Annotated in this window: 12 protein-coding genes and 1 pseudogene; 10 read left to right on the top strand and 3 right to left on the bottom strand. The window is 59.8% G+C overall.

Annotation, left to right across the window (positions count from 1 at the left end; translation table 11 throughout):
* The first annotated feature begins 476 nt into the window (after positions 1 to 476).
* The 3 genes from EV130_RS20535 to EV130_RS20525 all read left to right on the top strand — a co-directional run bounded on the left by EV130_RS20535 (position 477) and on the right by EV130_RS20525 (position 4,038).
* The gene (locus tag EV130_RS20535) at positions 477 to 2,360 is read left to right on the top strand and encodes an ABC-F family ATP-binding cassette domain-containing protein (RefSeq protein WP_132661195.1); all 1,884 of its coding nucleotides are present in this window, start codon (positions 477 to 479) and stop codon (positions 2,358 to 2,360) included.
* A gap of 116 nt (positions 2,361 to 2,476) precedes the next feature.
* Positions 2,477 to 3,403, top strand: a complete 927-nt coding sequence (locus EV130_RS20530) for a Gfo/Idh/MocA family protein (protein WP_132661192.1) — start codon at positions 2,477 to 2,479, stop codon at positions 3,401 to 3,403.
* An 83-nt stretch (positions 3,404 to 3,486) separates the two neighbouring features.
* Entirely contained in the window at positions 3,487 to 4,038 is a 552-nt protein-coding gene (locus tag EV130_RS20525) for a GrpB family protein (RefSeq protein WP_074060746.1), read from the top strand.
* A 9-nt stretch (positions 4,039 to 4,047) separates the two neighbouring features.
* Here EV130_RS20525 and EV130_RS20520 read toward each other — a convergent pair whose 3' ends face one another.
* Both EV130_RS20520 and EV130_RS20515 read right to left on the bottom strand, forming a co-directional pair.
* Positions 4,048 to 4,497, bottom strand: coding sequence for a DNA polymerase III subunit chi (locus EV130_RS20520; protein ID WP_132552130.1), 450 nt, complete (start codon positions 4,495 to 4,497; stop codon positions 4,048 to 4,050).
* A 10-nt stretch (positions 4,498 to 4,507) separates the two neighbouring features.
* Positions 4,508 to 6,001: a leucyl aminopeptidase gene (locus EV130_RS20515; RefSeq protein WP_132552129.1), complete on the bottom strand. Its 1,494-nt coding sequence runs from the start codon at positions 5,999 to 6,001 to the stop codon at positions 4,508 to 4,510.
* A gap of 166 nt (positions 6,002 to 6,167) precedes the next feature.
* Between EV130_RS20515 and EV130_RS20510 the strand changes: the two are divergent.
* From EV130_RS20510 to rsmA, 7 genes and pseudogenes are all read left to right on the top strand, one after another.
* Positions 6,168 to 6,942, top strand: a pseudogene (locus EV130_RS20510) (phosphatase PAP2 family protein).
* A gap of 98 nt (positions 6,943 to 7,040) precedes the next feature.
* Complete coding sequence (locus EV130_RS20505) at positions 7,041 to 8,219, top strand: LptF/LptG family permease (protein ID WP_074060743.1); 1,179 nt, start codon at positions 7,041 to 7,043, stop codon at positions 8,217 to 8,219.
* The gene (lptG, locus tag EV130_RS20500) at positions 8,216 to 9,304 is read left to right on the top strand and encodes an LPS export ABC transporter permease LptG (RefSeq protein ID WP_074060742.1); all 1,089 of its coding nucleotides are present in this window, start codon (positions 8,216 to 8,218) and stop codon (positions 9,302 to 9,304) included. Before EV130_RS20505 ends, lptG begins: the two co-directional genes overlap by 4 nt.
* Positions 9,304 to 11,670 (top strand): LPS-assembly protein LptD, encoded by a 2,367-nt coding sequence (locus EV130_RS20495; RefSeq protein WP_132661187.1) that lies wholly within the window; start codon positions 9,304 to 9,306, stop codon positions 11,668 to 11,670. The genes lptG and EV130_RS20495 overlap by 1 nt, the downstream gene beginning before the upstream one ends.
* Positions 11,671 to 11,845: 175 nt before the next feature.
* Positions 11,846 to 12,793, top strand: a complete 948-nt coding sequence (locus EV130_RS20490; protein ID WP_074060740.1) for a SurA N-terminal domain-containing protein — start codon at positions 11,846 to 11,848, stop codon at positions 12,791 to 12,793.
* 5 nt (positions 12,794 to 12,798) lie between these two features.
* Entirely contained in the window at positions 12,799 to 13,821 is a 1,023-nt protein-coding gene (gene pdxA / locus EV130_RS20485; protein ID WP_132552125.1) for a 4-hydroxythreonine-4-phosphate dehydrogenase PdxA, read from the top strand.
* Positions 13,821 to 14,648: a 16S rRNA (adenine(1518)-N(6)/adenine(1519)-N(6))-dimethyltransferase RsmA gene (rsmA, locus tag EV130_RS20480; RefSeq protein ID WP_132552124.1), complete on the top strand. Its 828-nt coding sequence runs from the start codon at positions 13,821 to 13,823 to the stop codon at positions 14,646 to 14,648. Before pdxA ends, rsmA begins: the two co-directional genes overlap by 1 nt.
* On the opposite strand, the gene gmk is transcribed toward rsmA, so the two are convergent.
* Positions 14,645 to 15,307 carry a guanylate kinase gene (gene gmk, locus EV130_RS20475; RefSeq protein WP_074060737.1) on the bottom strand — a complete coding sequence of 221 codons (663 nt, stop codon included), beginning with the start codon at positions 15,305 to 15,307 and terminating at the stop codon, positions 14,645 to 14,647. The two genes, rsmA and gmk, sit on opposite strands and share 4 nt — an antisense overlap.
* Position 15,308 lies beyond the last annotated feature (1 nt).

Raw genomic sequence — 15,308 nt, 5'->3', positions numbered from 1 at the left:
TCCGCCGTTGGGCCGGTGCGTCCTGAACTTGAGGTCTTTGAGGACGGCTGTTGCGAGGGCCGCGCAGCGCGCGCCGTGGCTATCAAATGCGGGGAAAAGACCACTCCGCGGGCTCAAAGCCGCATATCTGCGGCAATGGCGACCAAGGTCTTGCGGACTTGATGAGCAAGATGGAATTTCTCGCAGAATCTCTTGCGAACGGAACGTGCTTTTGGCCGAAACCGAAATAAGGGCCAAGCTGCTTGCCGATGTCGAACGGATCGAGACGCTGGAACACGCGATGGTGCAACCGGCATCGGTAACCGATGCGTTGACGGGCTTGCTGCGATCGGCAACGGCCGCACAACTGCAAGCCAAACGCCCGAGCAGCGCCAATTGCCGCCCGGGTCCAATCGCCACCAACCGGTGCAAGCTTTCAGCCCGCTTCCATCGACACGGTCTTGCCTTGATCGCGGCTTTCGGCCAAAACGCCGCGCATGATCACGATTACCGACATTTCTGCCCGCATCGCCGGGCGCCTACTCCTCGACAATGCCAGCGTGACGCTTCCGGCGGGCACGAAGGCTGGCCTTGTGGGGCGCAACGGCGCGGGCAAATCTACGCTCTTTAGGATCATCACCGGCGATCTCGGCGCAGAGACTGGCTCAGTTTCCATACCGAAGAATGCACGCATCGGCCAGGTGGCGCAGGAAGCGCCGGGCACAGAAGAGCCGCTGATCAAGATCGTGCTTTCCGCCGACAAGGAGCGCGCCGCGCTGCTTGCCGAATCCGAGACCGCAACCGATCCCCACCGGATTGCCGAAATCCAGATGCGCCTTGTCGATATCGATGCGCATTCGGCAGAAGCGCGGGCGGCAAGCATTCTCGCTGGCCTCGGCTTCGACCAGGATGCCCAGCAGCGCCCCGCCTCGGCCTTTTCCGGCGGCTGGCGCATGCGCGTGGCCCTTGCCTCAGTACTCTTTGCCGAACCAGATCTGCTGCTTCTCGACGAGCCGACGAATTATCTCGACCTTGAAGGTACGCTCTGGCTGGAAGACTATGTGCGGCGCTATCCGCACACGGTCATCATCATCAGCCACGATCGCGACCTCCTGAACAATGCCGTCAATTCGATCATCCATCTCGACCAGAAGAAGCTGACCTTCTACCGCGGCGCCTACGACCAGTTCGAGCGGCAGAAGGCGGAAGCCGACGAACTGCAGACGAAAGCGAAGGCCAAGAACGAAGCCGCGCGCAAGCATCTCCAGAGTTTCATCGACCGCTTCAAGGCAAAGGCTTCCAAGGCGCGCCAGGCGCAGAGCCGCGTCAAGGCGCTCGAACGCATGGGCACGGTCGCCGCGGTGATCGAAAATCATGTGCAGCCGATCACGTTCCCCGAGCCGGAAAAGCAGCCGGCATCGCCGATCGTCGCGATCCAGAGCGGCGCCGTCGGTTACGAACCGGGCAAGCCGATCCTCAAGAATATCAGCCTTCGCATCGACAACGACGACCGCATCGCGCTGCTCGGGGCCAACGGCAACGGCAAGTCGACCTTCGCCAAACTCATCGCCGGCCGGCTTTCGGCCGAAAGCGGCGACATCAAGCTCGCACCGAGCTTGAAGATCGGCTTTTTTGCCCAGCACCAACTCGACGACCTTGTTCCCAACGACTCGCCGGTCGAGCATGTGCGCCGCCTGATGCCGGCAGCGCCCGAGGCGAAGGTCCGCGCCCGCGTGGCGCAGATGGGGCTCTCGACGGAAAAGATGTCGACTGCTGCCAAGGATCTTTCCGGCGGCGAGAAGGCCCGCCTGCTGATGGGGCTTGCCGCATTCCACGCGCCGAACCTTCTCATTCTCGACGAGCCGACCAACCACCTGGACATCGACAGTCGCCGCGCTTTGATAGAAGCGCTCAACGACTACGATGGCGCCGTCATCCTTATCTCGCACGACCGCCACCTCATCGAGGCGACGGTCGACCGTCTCTGGCTCATCAACAACGGCACGGTCTCGAATTTCGAAGGCGATATGGAGGAATACCGCAACCTGGTCGTCTTTGCGGGCAAAAAAAAAGACGAAAAGCCTGATCTAAGCGACGAGCCCTCCTCCAAGGCGGATCAGCGCAAGGCCAATGCCGGCAAGCGTGCCTCGCTCGCGCCGCTGAGGAAAAAGATCAACGAAATCGAATCGTTGACTGCGAAGCTGGAGAAACAGATTCAGGACCTCGATGCCGAACTTGCCGATCCGACGCTCTACGAAAAGGCTCCGGCAAAGGCCAGCGAGAAAGCCAAGCAGCGCGGCGAGGCAGCCGCAAAGCTCGCAGCCGCCGAAGAACAGTGGCTGGAGCTTTCGGCCGAATATGAGGACGCCATGGCGGGCTAGGCGTCGGGCCTTGTCGAACTCACGTGACAACGCCGCTTGCCCGGCGATAACATTCTGATAAAACAGCGCCCAATAAATCATACTTTTGAGCGAAACACCGAATGCGAGCTTCAGCCATGTCACCCATCAACCTCGCCATCGTCGGAGTGGGCAAGATCGTCCGCGACCAGCACCTCCCTTCGATCGCCAAGAACTCCGATTTCAAGCTTGTTGCGACGGCAAGCCGCCATGGCACCGTCGACGGCATCCAGAGTTTCACAAGCATCGAAGCCATGCTCGACGCCGTGCCTGCGATCGACGCCGTGTCGCTTTGCATGCCGCCGCAATATCGCTACGAGGCAGCCCATAAGTCGCTTTCTGCCGGCAAGCACGTCTTCCTCGAAAAGCCGCCGGGCGCGACCCTGAGCGAAGTCGCCGACCTCGAAGCGCTTGCCGCCGAAAAAGGCGTCTCGCTCTTTGCAAGCTGGCATTCGCGCTATGCGGCTGCGGTCGAGGCCGCGAAGGCCTTCCTCGCCTCGACGAGGATCGAAAGCGTCCACGTCATCTGGAAGGAGGACGTGCGCCACTGGCATCCGAACCAGGACTGGATCTGGCAGGCGGGCGGGCTCGGCGTTTTCGATCCGGGTATCAATGCGCTTTCAATCGTCACCCATATCCTGCCGAAGGCGATCTTCCTGACGAGCGCTACGCTCGAGTTTCCGGAAAACCGCGACGCGCCGATTGCGGCCGACCTGCATTTCAAGAATGCTGACGATGTTCCGGTCCACGGCGAATTCGACTGGCGCCAAACCGGCAAACAGAGTTGGGACATCATTGCCGAAACGGCAGCCGGCAGGATGGAGCTTGCGGAAGGCGGATCGAAGCTTTCCGTCAACGGCGAACTGAAATTCTCCGCTCCGGAAGAGGAATATCCAACGCTCTACAGGCGCTTCGCAGAAATCATCAAGGCAGGCAACTCGGATGTCGACGTCGCACCGCTACGCCACGTTGCCGACGCCTTCATGCTCGGCAAGCGGAAGTTGGTCGAAGCATTCCACGACTGACCTCCGGATCGTCGGCCGGATGCCAGTGCCGCCGATGGATGTTAGAGTGGCGAGATCGACCCTTGCCAAGGACGTTCAATATAATGCCGCAGGCGCAAGACGAATCATTTGGGTTGGGCGTGCGGCATTTGACCGTCAGGCTCGCCGCTCCCGACGCCAGATGGCGGGAAGCTTACCAGCTGGAAGAGCATAGAATCCGGGGCGCGCTCGGATCTCTGGCGCTCGACATCCAGCATTTCGGCAGTACCGCCATCCCGGCGATCAAAGCAAAACCAATCATCGACATTCTGATCGGCGTCAGACGTTTCGAAGACGGGGCGACCTGTATCGGCCCGATGGAACAGATCGGCTACGATTATGCTGGAGCCGATATCGTGCCAGACGACCACATCTTCGGCCGCGGCATCAAGGGCGAGACGCGCACGCACCTTGCCCATGTCGTCGAATATCAGGGTCACAACTGGAAACGGAACATACTTTTTCGCGATAGGCTTCGGAGCGATCCCACGCTCGTCCAAGCCTACGAAGAGCTGAAGGTCGATCTTGCCCGAAAATATGCCCGAAATCGTGCCGCCTATACCGCGTCGAAGAAGACTTTCATCGACAAGATCGTGGCCGACGGCGGTCTTGCCTGATCTTGGCGCTCAGGCCTTCTTCTCCCAGCGTCCCTCCGGCGTCTGCTGCCAATAGGTGAGGCTGTGCCCCTCACTCTTCAACCTCTTCCACTGGACCCGCGCGGCTTCGAGCTGCTCCTGGTCGTATCCGTCGAACATGAAGACGATGCGCTCATAAGTGTCCACCGACGGCGGTTCTGCGCCGTCGACGACGAAACGCACGGTCGCAGCGTTGGCGTTTCCGGCTGATGCCGTCAACAGGACGGGCTGGTCTTCGGCGAATTCAGCCTCGTCCGTTCCGTGCGGCAAAAAGCTGTCTTCACGGAAAGTCCACAGATGCGCATCGAGCGCATCCCTTCGAGCCGTTTCCTTCACCTGGATTGCGACGCGCCAGCCGCGCCCGACGCTCTTGTCGACGAGCGGCGGCAACGCGTCCTCCAGCTTGGATTCGGTCAGATGATAAAACAGGACTTCCGTCATTTGCGCGGGATCAAGCTTCGTAGTGGTCGCGCACCAGGCGATCCAGCAGGCGCACGCCGAAGCCGGAGCCCCAGGATTGGTTGATCTCATCCAGCGGCGAACCCATCGCGGTGCCCGCGATATCGAGGTGCGCCCAGCGGGTATCCTGTACGAAACGCTTGAGAAAATGCGCCGCCGTGATCGAACCTGCATAGCGGCCGCCGGTGTTTTTCATGTCGGCGAACTTGCTGTCGATCATCTTGTCGTATTCCTTGCTGAGCGGCAGGCGCCAGACCTTCTCGCTTGTGGAGAAGCCGGCCTCCGTCAACTGGCCCGCAAGCGCGTCGTCGTTCGAGAAAAGGCCGGCATAGACGCTGCCGAGGGCCACGACGACAGCGCCCGTCAGCGTCGCAAGGTTGACCATGAACTGCGGCTTGAAGCGGTCGTTGCAGTACCAAAGCGCGTCGCACAGCACGAGACGGCCCTCGGCATCGGTGTTGATAACCTCGATCGTCTGGCCAGACATCGAGGTGACGATATCACCCGGGCGCTGGGCATTGCCGTCCGGCATGTTCTCGACAAGGCCGATGATTCCGACCGCGTTGACGGCCGCCTTGCGCGCCGCAAGCACATGCATGAGGCCGGTTACGGCGGCCGCACCGCCCATGTCGCCCTTCATGTCTTCCATGCCCGCTGCCGGCTTGATAGAAATGCCGCCTGTATCGAAGACGACGCCCTTGCCGATAAAGGCTAAGGGACGCTCCTTGGACTTTCCTCCCTTCCACTGCATGATGGCAAGGCGCGGCGGTCGCACCGAACCCTGGGCAACACCCAGCAGCGCCCCCATGCCAAGGCGCTTCATCTCGCGCTCCGTCAGAATCTCGACCTCGACACCGAGCTTTTCCAGTTCCTTTGCCTTGGCTGCGAATTCGACGGGGCCAAGAACGTTCGGCGGTTCGTTCACGAGGTCGCGCGCCAGATTGACGCCATCGGCGACAGTTTCGGCATCGGCGAATGCCTTTCTTGCGCCAGCCGCATCGGCGGTAACAACGGTAATCTTGGCCACCTTGCCGCTCGGCTTGTCCTCGTCATCGTTCTTCTTCGTCTTGTAGGTGTCGAAGCTGTAGCCCCGCAGCAGCATGCCGAGCGCGAAATCGGCCCCGGCCCTGGCATCGACGCTAACGCCTGGCGCGTCGATGAAGACCGTCGCCTTCTCGGCTCCCTTGATCTTCGAGGCAGCCGTACCGCCAGCCTTCAGCCAGTCATGCGCCGTCATTTCTTCGGCCTTGCCGAGACCAACCACAATGACGCGTTCGGCCGGCGAGCCTTCCGGGGCGACAAGATCAAGCGTACTCATTAGCTTTGCCGAGAATTTCGCAATTTTCGCGGCCCTGGCGATAACACCGGCCGGATCGGCGAACTCAGCTCCCGCAGCCAGATCGCCGTCGCTTGCCTTCAACAGAATGGTCAGTCCGCCGCTGATCTTGGCTGACTTTGAAAATGAGATATCGAACTTGGCTGCCATGTTTTCTCCATTCGGATTCTGCGGAATCCAACCGGCGGCGATAATTTCGGGTTTCAGCGTCGAAAACAAGGCTTGATCGGGAAGCCATGGACAAATCCGCGATAGCGAGTCAAAAAGCAACTGTGCTTGAAACGGTGCCGAAAACCACGAGAAGAACGCCCCCGACGTGACCGCTAGTCTTGCAGACAAATTATCCGGCTCCCAAGTTCGATTTCCGTCCAGCGCGGGAGGTATCTTCATCGGCCTCTCGTGCCTGTGGTGGACACTGCTTCTGGTATTCCATACCTTCCCGCAGGTCGACATCGTAACGTCATGGCATTTCTTTCTCGTCGACACTTGCAAAGCCCCGGATACAGCGGCGCAGATATGCGGACATTTCCCCTCCCGTCAGACAGCCCTTCTGGACGCGCTCAGAACGATCTTCTTCCGGCTGCCCTATGTTGTGGCGGCCGTTCAACTCTTTATGCTGATCAAGTGCTACTGGCATCGCGCTGCAACGTTCAACGCGCTTCGGGCTCGAAATCTCAAGATCGCTCTGACATCGCTGCTGCTCGGACCCGGCCTTATCGCAAACGTCATCCTCAAGGAGCATTGGGGCCGGCCGCGGCCGATCGAGACCCTAACCTTCGGCGGCACCCTCGACTTCGTGCAGGCGGGATCGCTCGCCGGAAAGTGCATTTCCAACTGCTCGTTCGTCTCCGGAGAGGCAGCAAGCGCCGGCTGGCTGCTCTGTCTCGTCATGCTGATACCGCAGCCGGCACGAACAGGACTATTCCTGCCGATCTTGGCGATCTCTATCCTCACGCCGCTGATGCGGCTTTCCTTCGGCGCGCACTATCTTTCCGATATCGTTCTCGGCTGGCTATTGGCGATTGTCGTTTTTGCCGGCGTCTACGCGTTTACCGAATTCGTCACACCGGCCAAAAAATTCTGAATTTTGAATGAAATTTTGACACCTGCTTGTCGCAAAAGCGCAGCAAAGAGCTTAGATGGTTCCCGCTGCGATGCTTTCTCTTCGCAGGTGCGTTCAAGGGCAGGCATGAAACTACTCGAAATCTACATATTGCGGCGCGTCGGCCAGATGTTTCTCGTAGCGCTGCTGCCGGTGCTCGCAATCATATGGACGACCCAGGTCCTGCAGCGCATCAACCTGGTGACCGACAGCGGTCAGTCAATCGGCTCGTTCGCCAAGCTTGCGACGCTGATCCTGCCGTCGATCATTCCTGTCGTCTTGCCGTTCGCCCTTGTGATCGGCGTCACGCAGACGCTGACGACGATGAACAACGATTCGGAGCTGACAGTCATCGATGCGGCCGGCGCCAAGCGCAACATCATCATCCGCCCGATCCTGCTGCTTGCAGCTGTCATCAGCGCGTTCTCCTTCTTCGTCGATAACGTCGTCGAGCCGAAGGCAAAGACCGGTGCGCGCCAGATGATTGCTGCGGCCTATGCCGATCTCCTGTCCACCGTCATCGAAGAAAAAAACTTCCGCAGGATCGATGAGGGTCTCTATGTGCAGATTTCCGAGCGGCTGGCCGGCCGCGTGTTGAGGGGCCTGTTCGTCGTCGACGAGCGCGATCCTGCCTTCGACATGATCTACTATGCACGCGAGGGCGCCGTCGACGATACGGGAACGTCGCTCATCATGCGCGACGGCGAGGTTCAACGCAAAGCCCGGGACGGCAATGTCTCGATCATCAAATTCGACTCATATTCCTTCGATCTCTCCGATCTGACGCAGAACCGCGGACAGGCGACGCTGCGCGCCAGCGACCGCGACCTGGGCTTTCTGCTCAATCCGGATCCGGCCGACAAGGATTACATCGCCAAGCCGCAATCATATCGCGCCGAACTTCACAGGCGGCTGACGGACTGGGTCTTGCCTTTCGTTTTGGCGCTGATTTCCCTGGCGATCGCCGGTGACGCACGTTCGCATCGCGAGGCGCGTCTGCACCCGATGGTCACGGCTTTGACCTTTGCCTTTGCGCTGCGCTGGGCGTCGTTCTACGCTGCGAACCAGATCGACACCAATCCGTTTTACATCGGCGTGCTCTACGCGATTCCGGTGGTGGCCGGCGTCGCGGCGAGCGGCTTCCTCAATATGCACAAGCGCCTTTCGATTCCGGCCGCCGTGGGCGAACGTGCCGCCGGCATCTGGCACAGAATCGAACGGCGGCTACCTTCTGCGCTCGGAAAAACGCCCGGAGGCAGCCTATGATCTTCGGCACCTTGGGACGCTACTTCTTCCGCCGCTACCTTGCCATAACGATCTGGTTCTTCCTTGGAATCATCTCGATTGTCTTTCTTATCGATTTCAGCGAGACGGCAGGCCGAATGTCGGGTCTTCCGGGCTATACGGTTGCCGGTGGGCTGTTGATGACGGCCGTCCGACTGCCGCTCATCATCCAGCAGACGGTCCCGTTCATTGCCCTCTTTGTCGGAATGACAGTGCTGATCGGGCTGAACCGCAAGTATGAACTCGTTGTGGCGCGCGCAGCCGGCATTTCGGTATGGCAGTTCATGTCGCCCTTCATCGTCGGTGCCTTCCTTCTCGGCATACTGACGATGACGGTCATCAATCCGCTGGCGGCCTGGGGCCAGCGTCAGGCGGCACTGGTGGAGACCGATTGGCGCGGCCAGGAGAAAGCCACAAGCAGCAAGCCGCAGGTTCCCTGGCTGCGCCAGATCAGCGGAAAAGACGACGTCATCATCGGCGCTCGTACGATTCAGGAGAACGGAACGCTGCTGATCGATGCCGTCTTGATCCACTTCGATTCGGACGGCCGCGTGATTCTGCGCCAGGATGCAGCTTCTGCAAAATTGGAAGATGGTTACTGGCTCCTTAAGAACGTTACCGAGCGCCGGCCGGGCGAAATCGCCGTACGCCGGGATACGGTCCAGCTTCGCACCAATTTGAAACAAGACTTCGTCCAGGAGCGCCTGACATCGCCTGAAACCATTGCTTTTTTTGATCTTTCCAATCGAATAGCCATCGCCAAATCCTTCGGGGTACCGACGAAGGCGCTGGAGACGCAATTTCACTCATTGCTCTCTCAACCACTGCTGCTTGTCGCGATGACTCTCATTGCTGCAACAGTGTCGTTAAAATTTAGCCGGTTCAACCAGTCGAGGTCGGTGATTCTGGGTGGAATCCTTTCGGGCTTCGTGCTTTATGTCGTCAACGTGCTTGTAAAGGCATTTGGAAGCAGCGGAGTCGTACCGCCTTTCGTGGCGGCGTGGATTCCGGTAGTCGTCGCGCTGGCTCTGGGCGCAACGATTCTGCTTCATCAGGAGGACGGCTAGTGGCGGCAGGCGACCGCAAGACTTTTAGTAAACAGTTGGTTGCCCTGCTCGCAGGGGCGACTCTGCTTGGCTATTCTGGAAGCATTCCTGCTGCGTTCGCGCAGGAGAATTCGACGTTGCAGAAGCTGCAGCCGAAGATCGATCCGGAAGCGAAAATGATGCTTTCGGCCAACGAGCTCGTCTACAACAGGGACCAGCAGATCGTCTCCGCAGTCGGGGGCGTCCAGATCAACTATGCGGGCTACAAAATGGTGGCCCAGCGCGTCGAATACAACCAGAAGACGGGCCGCATGATGGCTGTCGGCAATATCGAGCTGATCAGCCCCGACGGCAACCGCATGTATTCCGACAAGCTCGATGTGACCGACGACTTCGCCGAAGGCTTCGTCAATGCGTTGCGTATCGAGACCACCGACAACACACGCATCGCGGCCGAAAGCGGCGAGCGCGTCAACGATAATCTGATGATCCTCAACAAGGGCGTCTACACTGCATGCCTGCCCTGCGCCGAACGGCCGGAACGACCGCCCTTCTGGCAAGTCAAGGCCGAGCGCGTCATTCAGAACGGCGAAAAACATACGATCCGGCTGGAAAAGGCCCGCTTCGAATTGTTCGGCCATCCGATCGCCTTCCTCCCCTGGATCGAGGTCCCGGACCAGACGGTCAAGCGCAAGTCCGGCTTTCTGTTTCCGAGTTTCAGTACATCGGAGAACCTCGGCTTCGGCGTTACCGTTCCCTACTACTACGTGTTCTCGCCAAGCATGGACGTGACGGTCAGCGGCACCGGCTACACGAATCAGGGCTTCCTACTCGACGCGGAGTTCCGCCAGCGTTTCGAGAACGGCACGCATACCCTGCGCGTAGCAGGCATCAACCAGATGCACCCGGAGAGCTTTACCGAGGGAACAAGCGATCAGGAGGCCGATGACCGCGGAATGATCGGATCGAAGGCCGAATTCAAGATCAATCCCCGCTGGGCATTCGGCTGGGATGTCATGGTGCAGAGCGATAACAACTTCTCGCGTACCTACGAACTCAAGGGCTTCAACGAGACAACCCATGTCAATCAAGTCTACCTGACCGGCCTCGGGAAGCGGAATTACTTCGACATCAGATCGTTCTACTTCGACGTTCAGGACTCCGATCCGGATAGCGAGGAGGAAAAACAGCAGGCGATCGTCTATCCGGTAATTGACTATCATGCCGTGGCTCCGCAGCCGCTGGCCGGCGGCGAACTGTCGCTCGACGTCAACTTCACGAATATTTCGCGCACGCATGACAGTTTCTTCGACAACCCCGTAGGCGACGATCGCTTCTCACTGAAGGGGCAGACATCGCGTCTGACCGGGGAACTTGAGTGGAAGCGAACTTTCGTGACGCCGCAGGGCGTACTCATCACGCCTCTTTTTGCCGCGCGTGGCGATGCGCTGGCGCTGAATGTGGACGATCCCAACTCCATCAGCGGGACGTCCGTATACGACGGCGACTTCGAAAACGGTGATGGCGCAACACGCGGGATGATTACGGCCGGCCTGGAAGCGCGCTATCCGATCCTGATGACGACGGCCAACAGTACGCATGTCTTCGAGCCGATTGCCCAAATCTACGCCCGTCCCGATGAATCTCTTGCGGGCGCCCTGCCCAACGAGGACGCGCAGAGCTTCGTCTTCGACGCGACGTCGCTCTTCGAGCGCGACAAATTCTCCGGTTACGATCGCATCGAGGGCGGCACGCGTGCCAATATCGGCTTCCAGTACACCGGCACGTTCGACAACGGCTACAAACTTCACGGTATCTTTGGCCAGTCCTATCATCTTGCCGGCCAGAACTCGTTCGCCACGGACGATCTCGTGAACGCTGGAGCGAATTCGGGACTTGAGACCGACCGTTCCGACTATGTCGGGCTGGGCGGAATCGAGACGCCGCAAGGCCTTTCCCTCGCCGCCTCGTACCGTCTGGACGAGAAGGATCTCTCGTTTCGCCGCGGCGATCTGACGGCGGGTTTCCAGACCGATACGTTCCAGAGCCAGCTTCTTTACACCCATATCTCGGCTCAGCCCGACTACGGCTCGGCCGAAGATGGTGATGAAATCCAGACCAGGGCAACGGTCAAGTTCAGGGACTACTGGTCCGTCTTCGGCGGCATTGCATGGGATCTCAACAACGACGTCGTCAGCAGGAAGACGCTCGGCCTCTCCTATGAAGACGAATGCACGATCTTCACGATCGCCTATACTTCAAAACGCGATACAAGCGACGAGTCGGCAAGCGACTGGAGCATTGGCGCCAGACTTACCTTCCGCACTCTCGGTGATGTCAACGTCGGATATTCTGACGATATCGAAAAGAATATCTACAATAATTGATTGCGATATTGGACGGCGAAAGAAAGCGAGCCTTTCTTTCGCCGCAACACTATGCAGGACATTGCCGTCAACCGGGTTATGAGGCATAGGAATGTCGCCTTGGGGCGGCACCGACCTCGGTGAAGCTGTGTATACGTGCACTTGCCACCGCAGCGTCTATGGGAAGGATCGATACATGATTGGCGCGAGAAAGATTGTCACGTTCCTGTTTGCCGGAGCTGCGTTCTGCATGCTCGCGGCGCTGCAGCCACAAAGCGGTTCGGCATTTGCAGCAAGCGAAGTCAAGGCCGTCGTCAACGGGGTGGCACTGACCACGGGCGATGTCGCAAGGCGGCAGGCATTCCTTCGTCTCCAGCACCAGAAAGCCGATGCGAAGACGGCGGAAGAATCGCTCGTCGAGGAGACTTTGAAACGTCAGGAAATTTCGCGTGTCCGCATGTCCGTCTCCAAGGACGAAGTCGATGCGTCCTTCGCGCGTTTTGCGTCCGGAAACAAGATCTCGACCGAGCAGCTTACGCAAATTCTCACCCAAGCCGGTGTCGGGGCGGATCATTTCAAGCAGTATATTGCCGTGCAAATGAGCTGGCCGCGCGTCGTCAATGCGCGCTACGGGTCGAGCGCGCGCATGTCGAGCAGCGACCTTGTCAGCCGCATGATGGAAAACAACAAGCAGAAGCCGGTCACGACCGAATACATGCTTCAGCAGATCATCTTCGTTGTGCCGCAATCGAAGAAAGGCATTACGGGAAAGCGCAAGAGCGAAGCCGAAGCCTCCCGTTCGAAATACCCGGGCTGCGAAGAGGCAAAGGTCTTTGCAGCAACGATGCGTGACGTTTCGGTCCGCGAACTTGGCCGCGTGCTGGCTCCGGAACTTCCGGCCGAATGGAAGCCGTTGATCGAGCAGGCCAAGGGCAATACCACGGCGACCCGCGTGACAGAAAAGGGCGTGGAGTATCTGGCAATCTGCAGCCGGCGTGAGGTATCCGACGACACGGCCGCTGAGATCGTTTTCCGCCAGGAGGATCTTAACAAGGCCAAGGCAGGCAAGAGCGCACCGGAAAACGAAAACGCTGCCAAATATCTCGAAGAGCTGCGCAAGAAGGCGCAGATCATCTATCGCTGACCGCCGTGGCTTCCCCGTTTTCGCGCCCGCTTGCGCTGACGCAAGGCGATCCGGCTGGCATCGGCCCGGACATAACCCTGATGGCCTGGCTGAGGCGGCGTGAGCTCGGCCTTCCTCCCTTCTTTCTGATCGGCGATCCTGACGTTCTGGAGGCAAGAGCACGGCAGCTGGATCTTTCCGTCAAGATAGCCGAAGCGAACGCGGCAACGGCAGCGGATGTCTTTGCCGACGCTCTCCCCGTCCTGCCCGTTCCTGCCGGCGTCGAGGTGGCTGCCGGCGAGCCGCATGCCGCGACCGCAACAGGTACGATCGCTGCGATCGAAACAGCCGTATCGCTGGTCGTGAAGGGACTGGCAGCAGGCGTCGTTACCAATCCCATCGCCAAAGCCGTTCTTTACGAGGCCGGCTTCACGTTTCCGGGCCACACCGAATTCCTTGCCGATCTCGCAGCCCGCGCTACCGGCAATCCGGTCAGGCCGGTGATGATGCTTGCCGGACCGAAGCTGCGGGCGATACCCGTTACCATTCACATCCCGATCAAGGACGTGCCGCAGGCCTTGAGCGGTGAATTGATCGCAGAGACCTGCCGTATCGCGCATTCCGATCTCAGGCACCGCTTCGGCATCGAAAGGCCCCGCCTTGCCGTCGCTGGTCTTAATCCGCATGCCGGCGAAAGCGGAACGATGGGGCGCGAGGACGAAGACATCATTCATCCCGCCATACAGCTTCTACGCTTTGAGGGCATCGACGCGATCGGTCCCCTGCCCGCCGATACCATGTTCCACGACGAGGCTCGCGCCCGGTATGATGTCGCAGTCTGCATGTATCACGATCAGGCCCTGATCCCGGTCAAGGCGCTCGGCTTCGACGATTCCGTCAACGTGACGCTCGGCCTGCCTTTCGTGAGGACATCGCCGGATCACGGCACTGCCTTTGGCATTGCCGGCAAGGGCATCGCGCGCGAAAAGAGCTTGATTGCCGCCCTCAAGCTTGCAGCCCATCTCAGCCGTCCCGCGGAACACCGCTGATGGCCGCGCTCGATGGTCTGCCGCCGCTTCGCGACGTGATCCACCGTCACGGCCTCGATGCCCGCAAGGCGCTCGGGCAAAACTTCCTTCTCGACCTCAACCTGACGCAGAAGGTTGCCCGCACGGCAGGATCGCTGGAAGGCTGCACCGTCTTCGAAGTGGGACCCGGACCGGGCGGACTGACGCGCGCTATCCTGGCGCTGGGTGCGAAGAAGGTGGTTGCCGTCGAGCGTGATCCGCGCTGCCTGCCTGCGCTGGCGGAAATATCCGCTCACTATCCTGCCAGACTCGAAGTCATGGGCGGCGATGCGCTGAAGACCGATTTCGAGGCGCTGGCGCCTCAGGGGCCCGTCAAGATCATCGCCAATCTTCCGTACAACGTCGGCACGCAACTCCTGGTGAACTGGCTGCTGCCAAAAAAGTGGCCACCGTTTTGGGAATCCTTGACGCTGATGTTCCAGAAGGAAGTCGGCGAGCGCATCGTCGCCAAACAGGATGACGACCACTATGGCCGCCTCGGTGTACTCTGCGGCTGGCGCGCCGATGCCCGCATGGCTTTCGACGTATCGCCGCAAGCCTTCACGCCGCCGCCGAAGGTGACGTCGACGGTGGTGCATCTGACGCCGAAGGCAAATCCCATCCCCTGCGACGTCGCCAATCTCGAAAGAGTAACGCATGCGGCCTTCGGTCAGCGGCGCAAGATGCTGCGCCAGAGCCTCAAGCCGCTCGGCGGCGAGAGTCTCCTCAACAAGGTAGGCATCGACCCGCAGCGCCGTGCGGAAACGCTTTCAGTCGAGGAATTCTGCCTGCTTGCCAATTCGCTTTAAAGAACCGGCGTCTCTTCCAGCAGTTTTGTGACGAAATCGTAGATGCCGTGCCGCCGGTCGCGGCGCAAGCGCTCGGCCTTCACGATCGACTGCACGGCGTCGAAGGCAGTATCGAGATCGTCATTGACGATGACATAGTCATATTCCCGCCAATGCGCGATTTCGGCGCGCGAATTGGCAAGCCGCTTTGCGATGACCTCTTCCGAATCTTCCGCACGGCGGTGAAGCCTTGACTGCAACTCGGTCATGGTCGGCGGCAGCACGAAGATGGATACGACATCTGCCGACATTTTCTCCTGCAGCTGCTGGGCGCCCTGCCAGTCGATGTCGAAAAGCATGTCACGGCCCTCCGCCATCGCTGCTTCCACCGGTTCGCGCGGCGTTCCGTAAAAATTGCCGTGCACTTCAGCCCATTCCAACAACGCATCGGAATCGCGCAGTCGCTCGAATTCGCGGATGCTCTTGAAGTGGTAGTGAATGCTCTCGACCTCGCTCGGGCGCCGCTGGCGGGTCGTCACGCTGACGGAGAGGCCGATCTGGCTATCCTGCGCAAGCAGTGTCCGCGCAATCGTCGACTTTCCCGCGCCCGAGGGCGACGAAATGACGAGCATCAGACCGCGGCGAGCGATCGGAACGGGCGAAGCTTTCGCCGGTTTCATG

It is taken from the genome of Rhizobium azibense (assembly GCF_004342325.1).
GTDB classification, from domain to species: Bacteria; Pseudomonadota; Alphaproteobacteria; order Rhizobiales; family Rhizobiaceae; genus Rhizobium; species Rhizobium etli_B.
Note: the sequence above shows the minus strand (reverse complement) of the source record. Positions and strands in the feature narration are given on the sequence as shown.

What these genes read in the sequence shown, in the direction of transcription:
- EV130_RS20535 (WP_132661195.1), top strand. Translation starts at nt 477, where the DNA reads ATGATCACGATTACCGACATTTCTGCCCGCATCGCCGGGCGCCTACTC.
- EV130_RS20530 (WP_132661192.1), top strand. Translation starts at nt 2,477, where the DNA reads ATGTCACCCATCAACCTCGCCATCGTCGGAGTGGGCAAGATCGTCCGC.
- EV130_RS20525 (WP_074060746.1), top strand. Translation starts at nt 3,487, where the DNA reads ATGCCGCAGGCGCAAGACGAATCATTTGGGTTGGGCGTGCGGCATTTG.
- EV130_RS20520 (WP_132552130.1), bottom strand. Translation starts at nt 4,497, where the DNA reads ATGACGGAAGTCCTGTTTTATCATCTGACCGAATCCAAGCTGGAGGAC.
- EV130_RS20515 (WP_132552129.1), bottom strand. Translation starts at nt 6,001, where the DNA reads ATGGCAGCCAAGTTCGATATCTCATTTTCAAAGTCAGCCAAGATCAGC.
- EV130_RS20505 (WP_074060743.1), top strand. Translation starts at nt 7,041, where the DNA reads ATGAAACTACTCGAAATCTACATATTGCGGCGCGTCGGCCAGATGTTT.
- lptG (WP_074060742.1), top strand. Translation starts at nt 8,216, where the DNA reads ATGATCTTCGGCACCTTGGGACGCTACTTCTTCCGCCGCTACCTTGCC.
- EV130_RS20490 (WP_074060740.1), top strand. Translation starts at nt 11,846, where the DNA reads ATGATTGGCGCGAGAAAGATTGTCACGTTCCTGTTTGCCGGAGCTGCG.
- rsmA (WP_132552124.1), top strand. Translation starts at nt 13,821, where the DNA reads ATGGCCGCGCTCGATGGTCTGCCGCCGCTTCGCGACGTGATCCACCGT.
- gmk (WP_074060737.1), bottom strand. Translation starts at nt 15,307, where the DNA reads ATGAAACCGGCGAAAGCTTCGCCCGTTCCGATCGCTCGCCGCGGTCTG.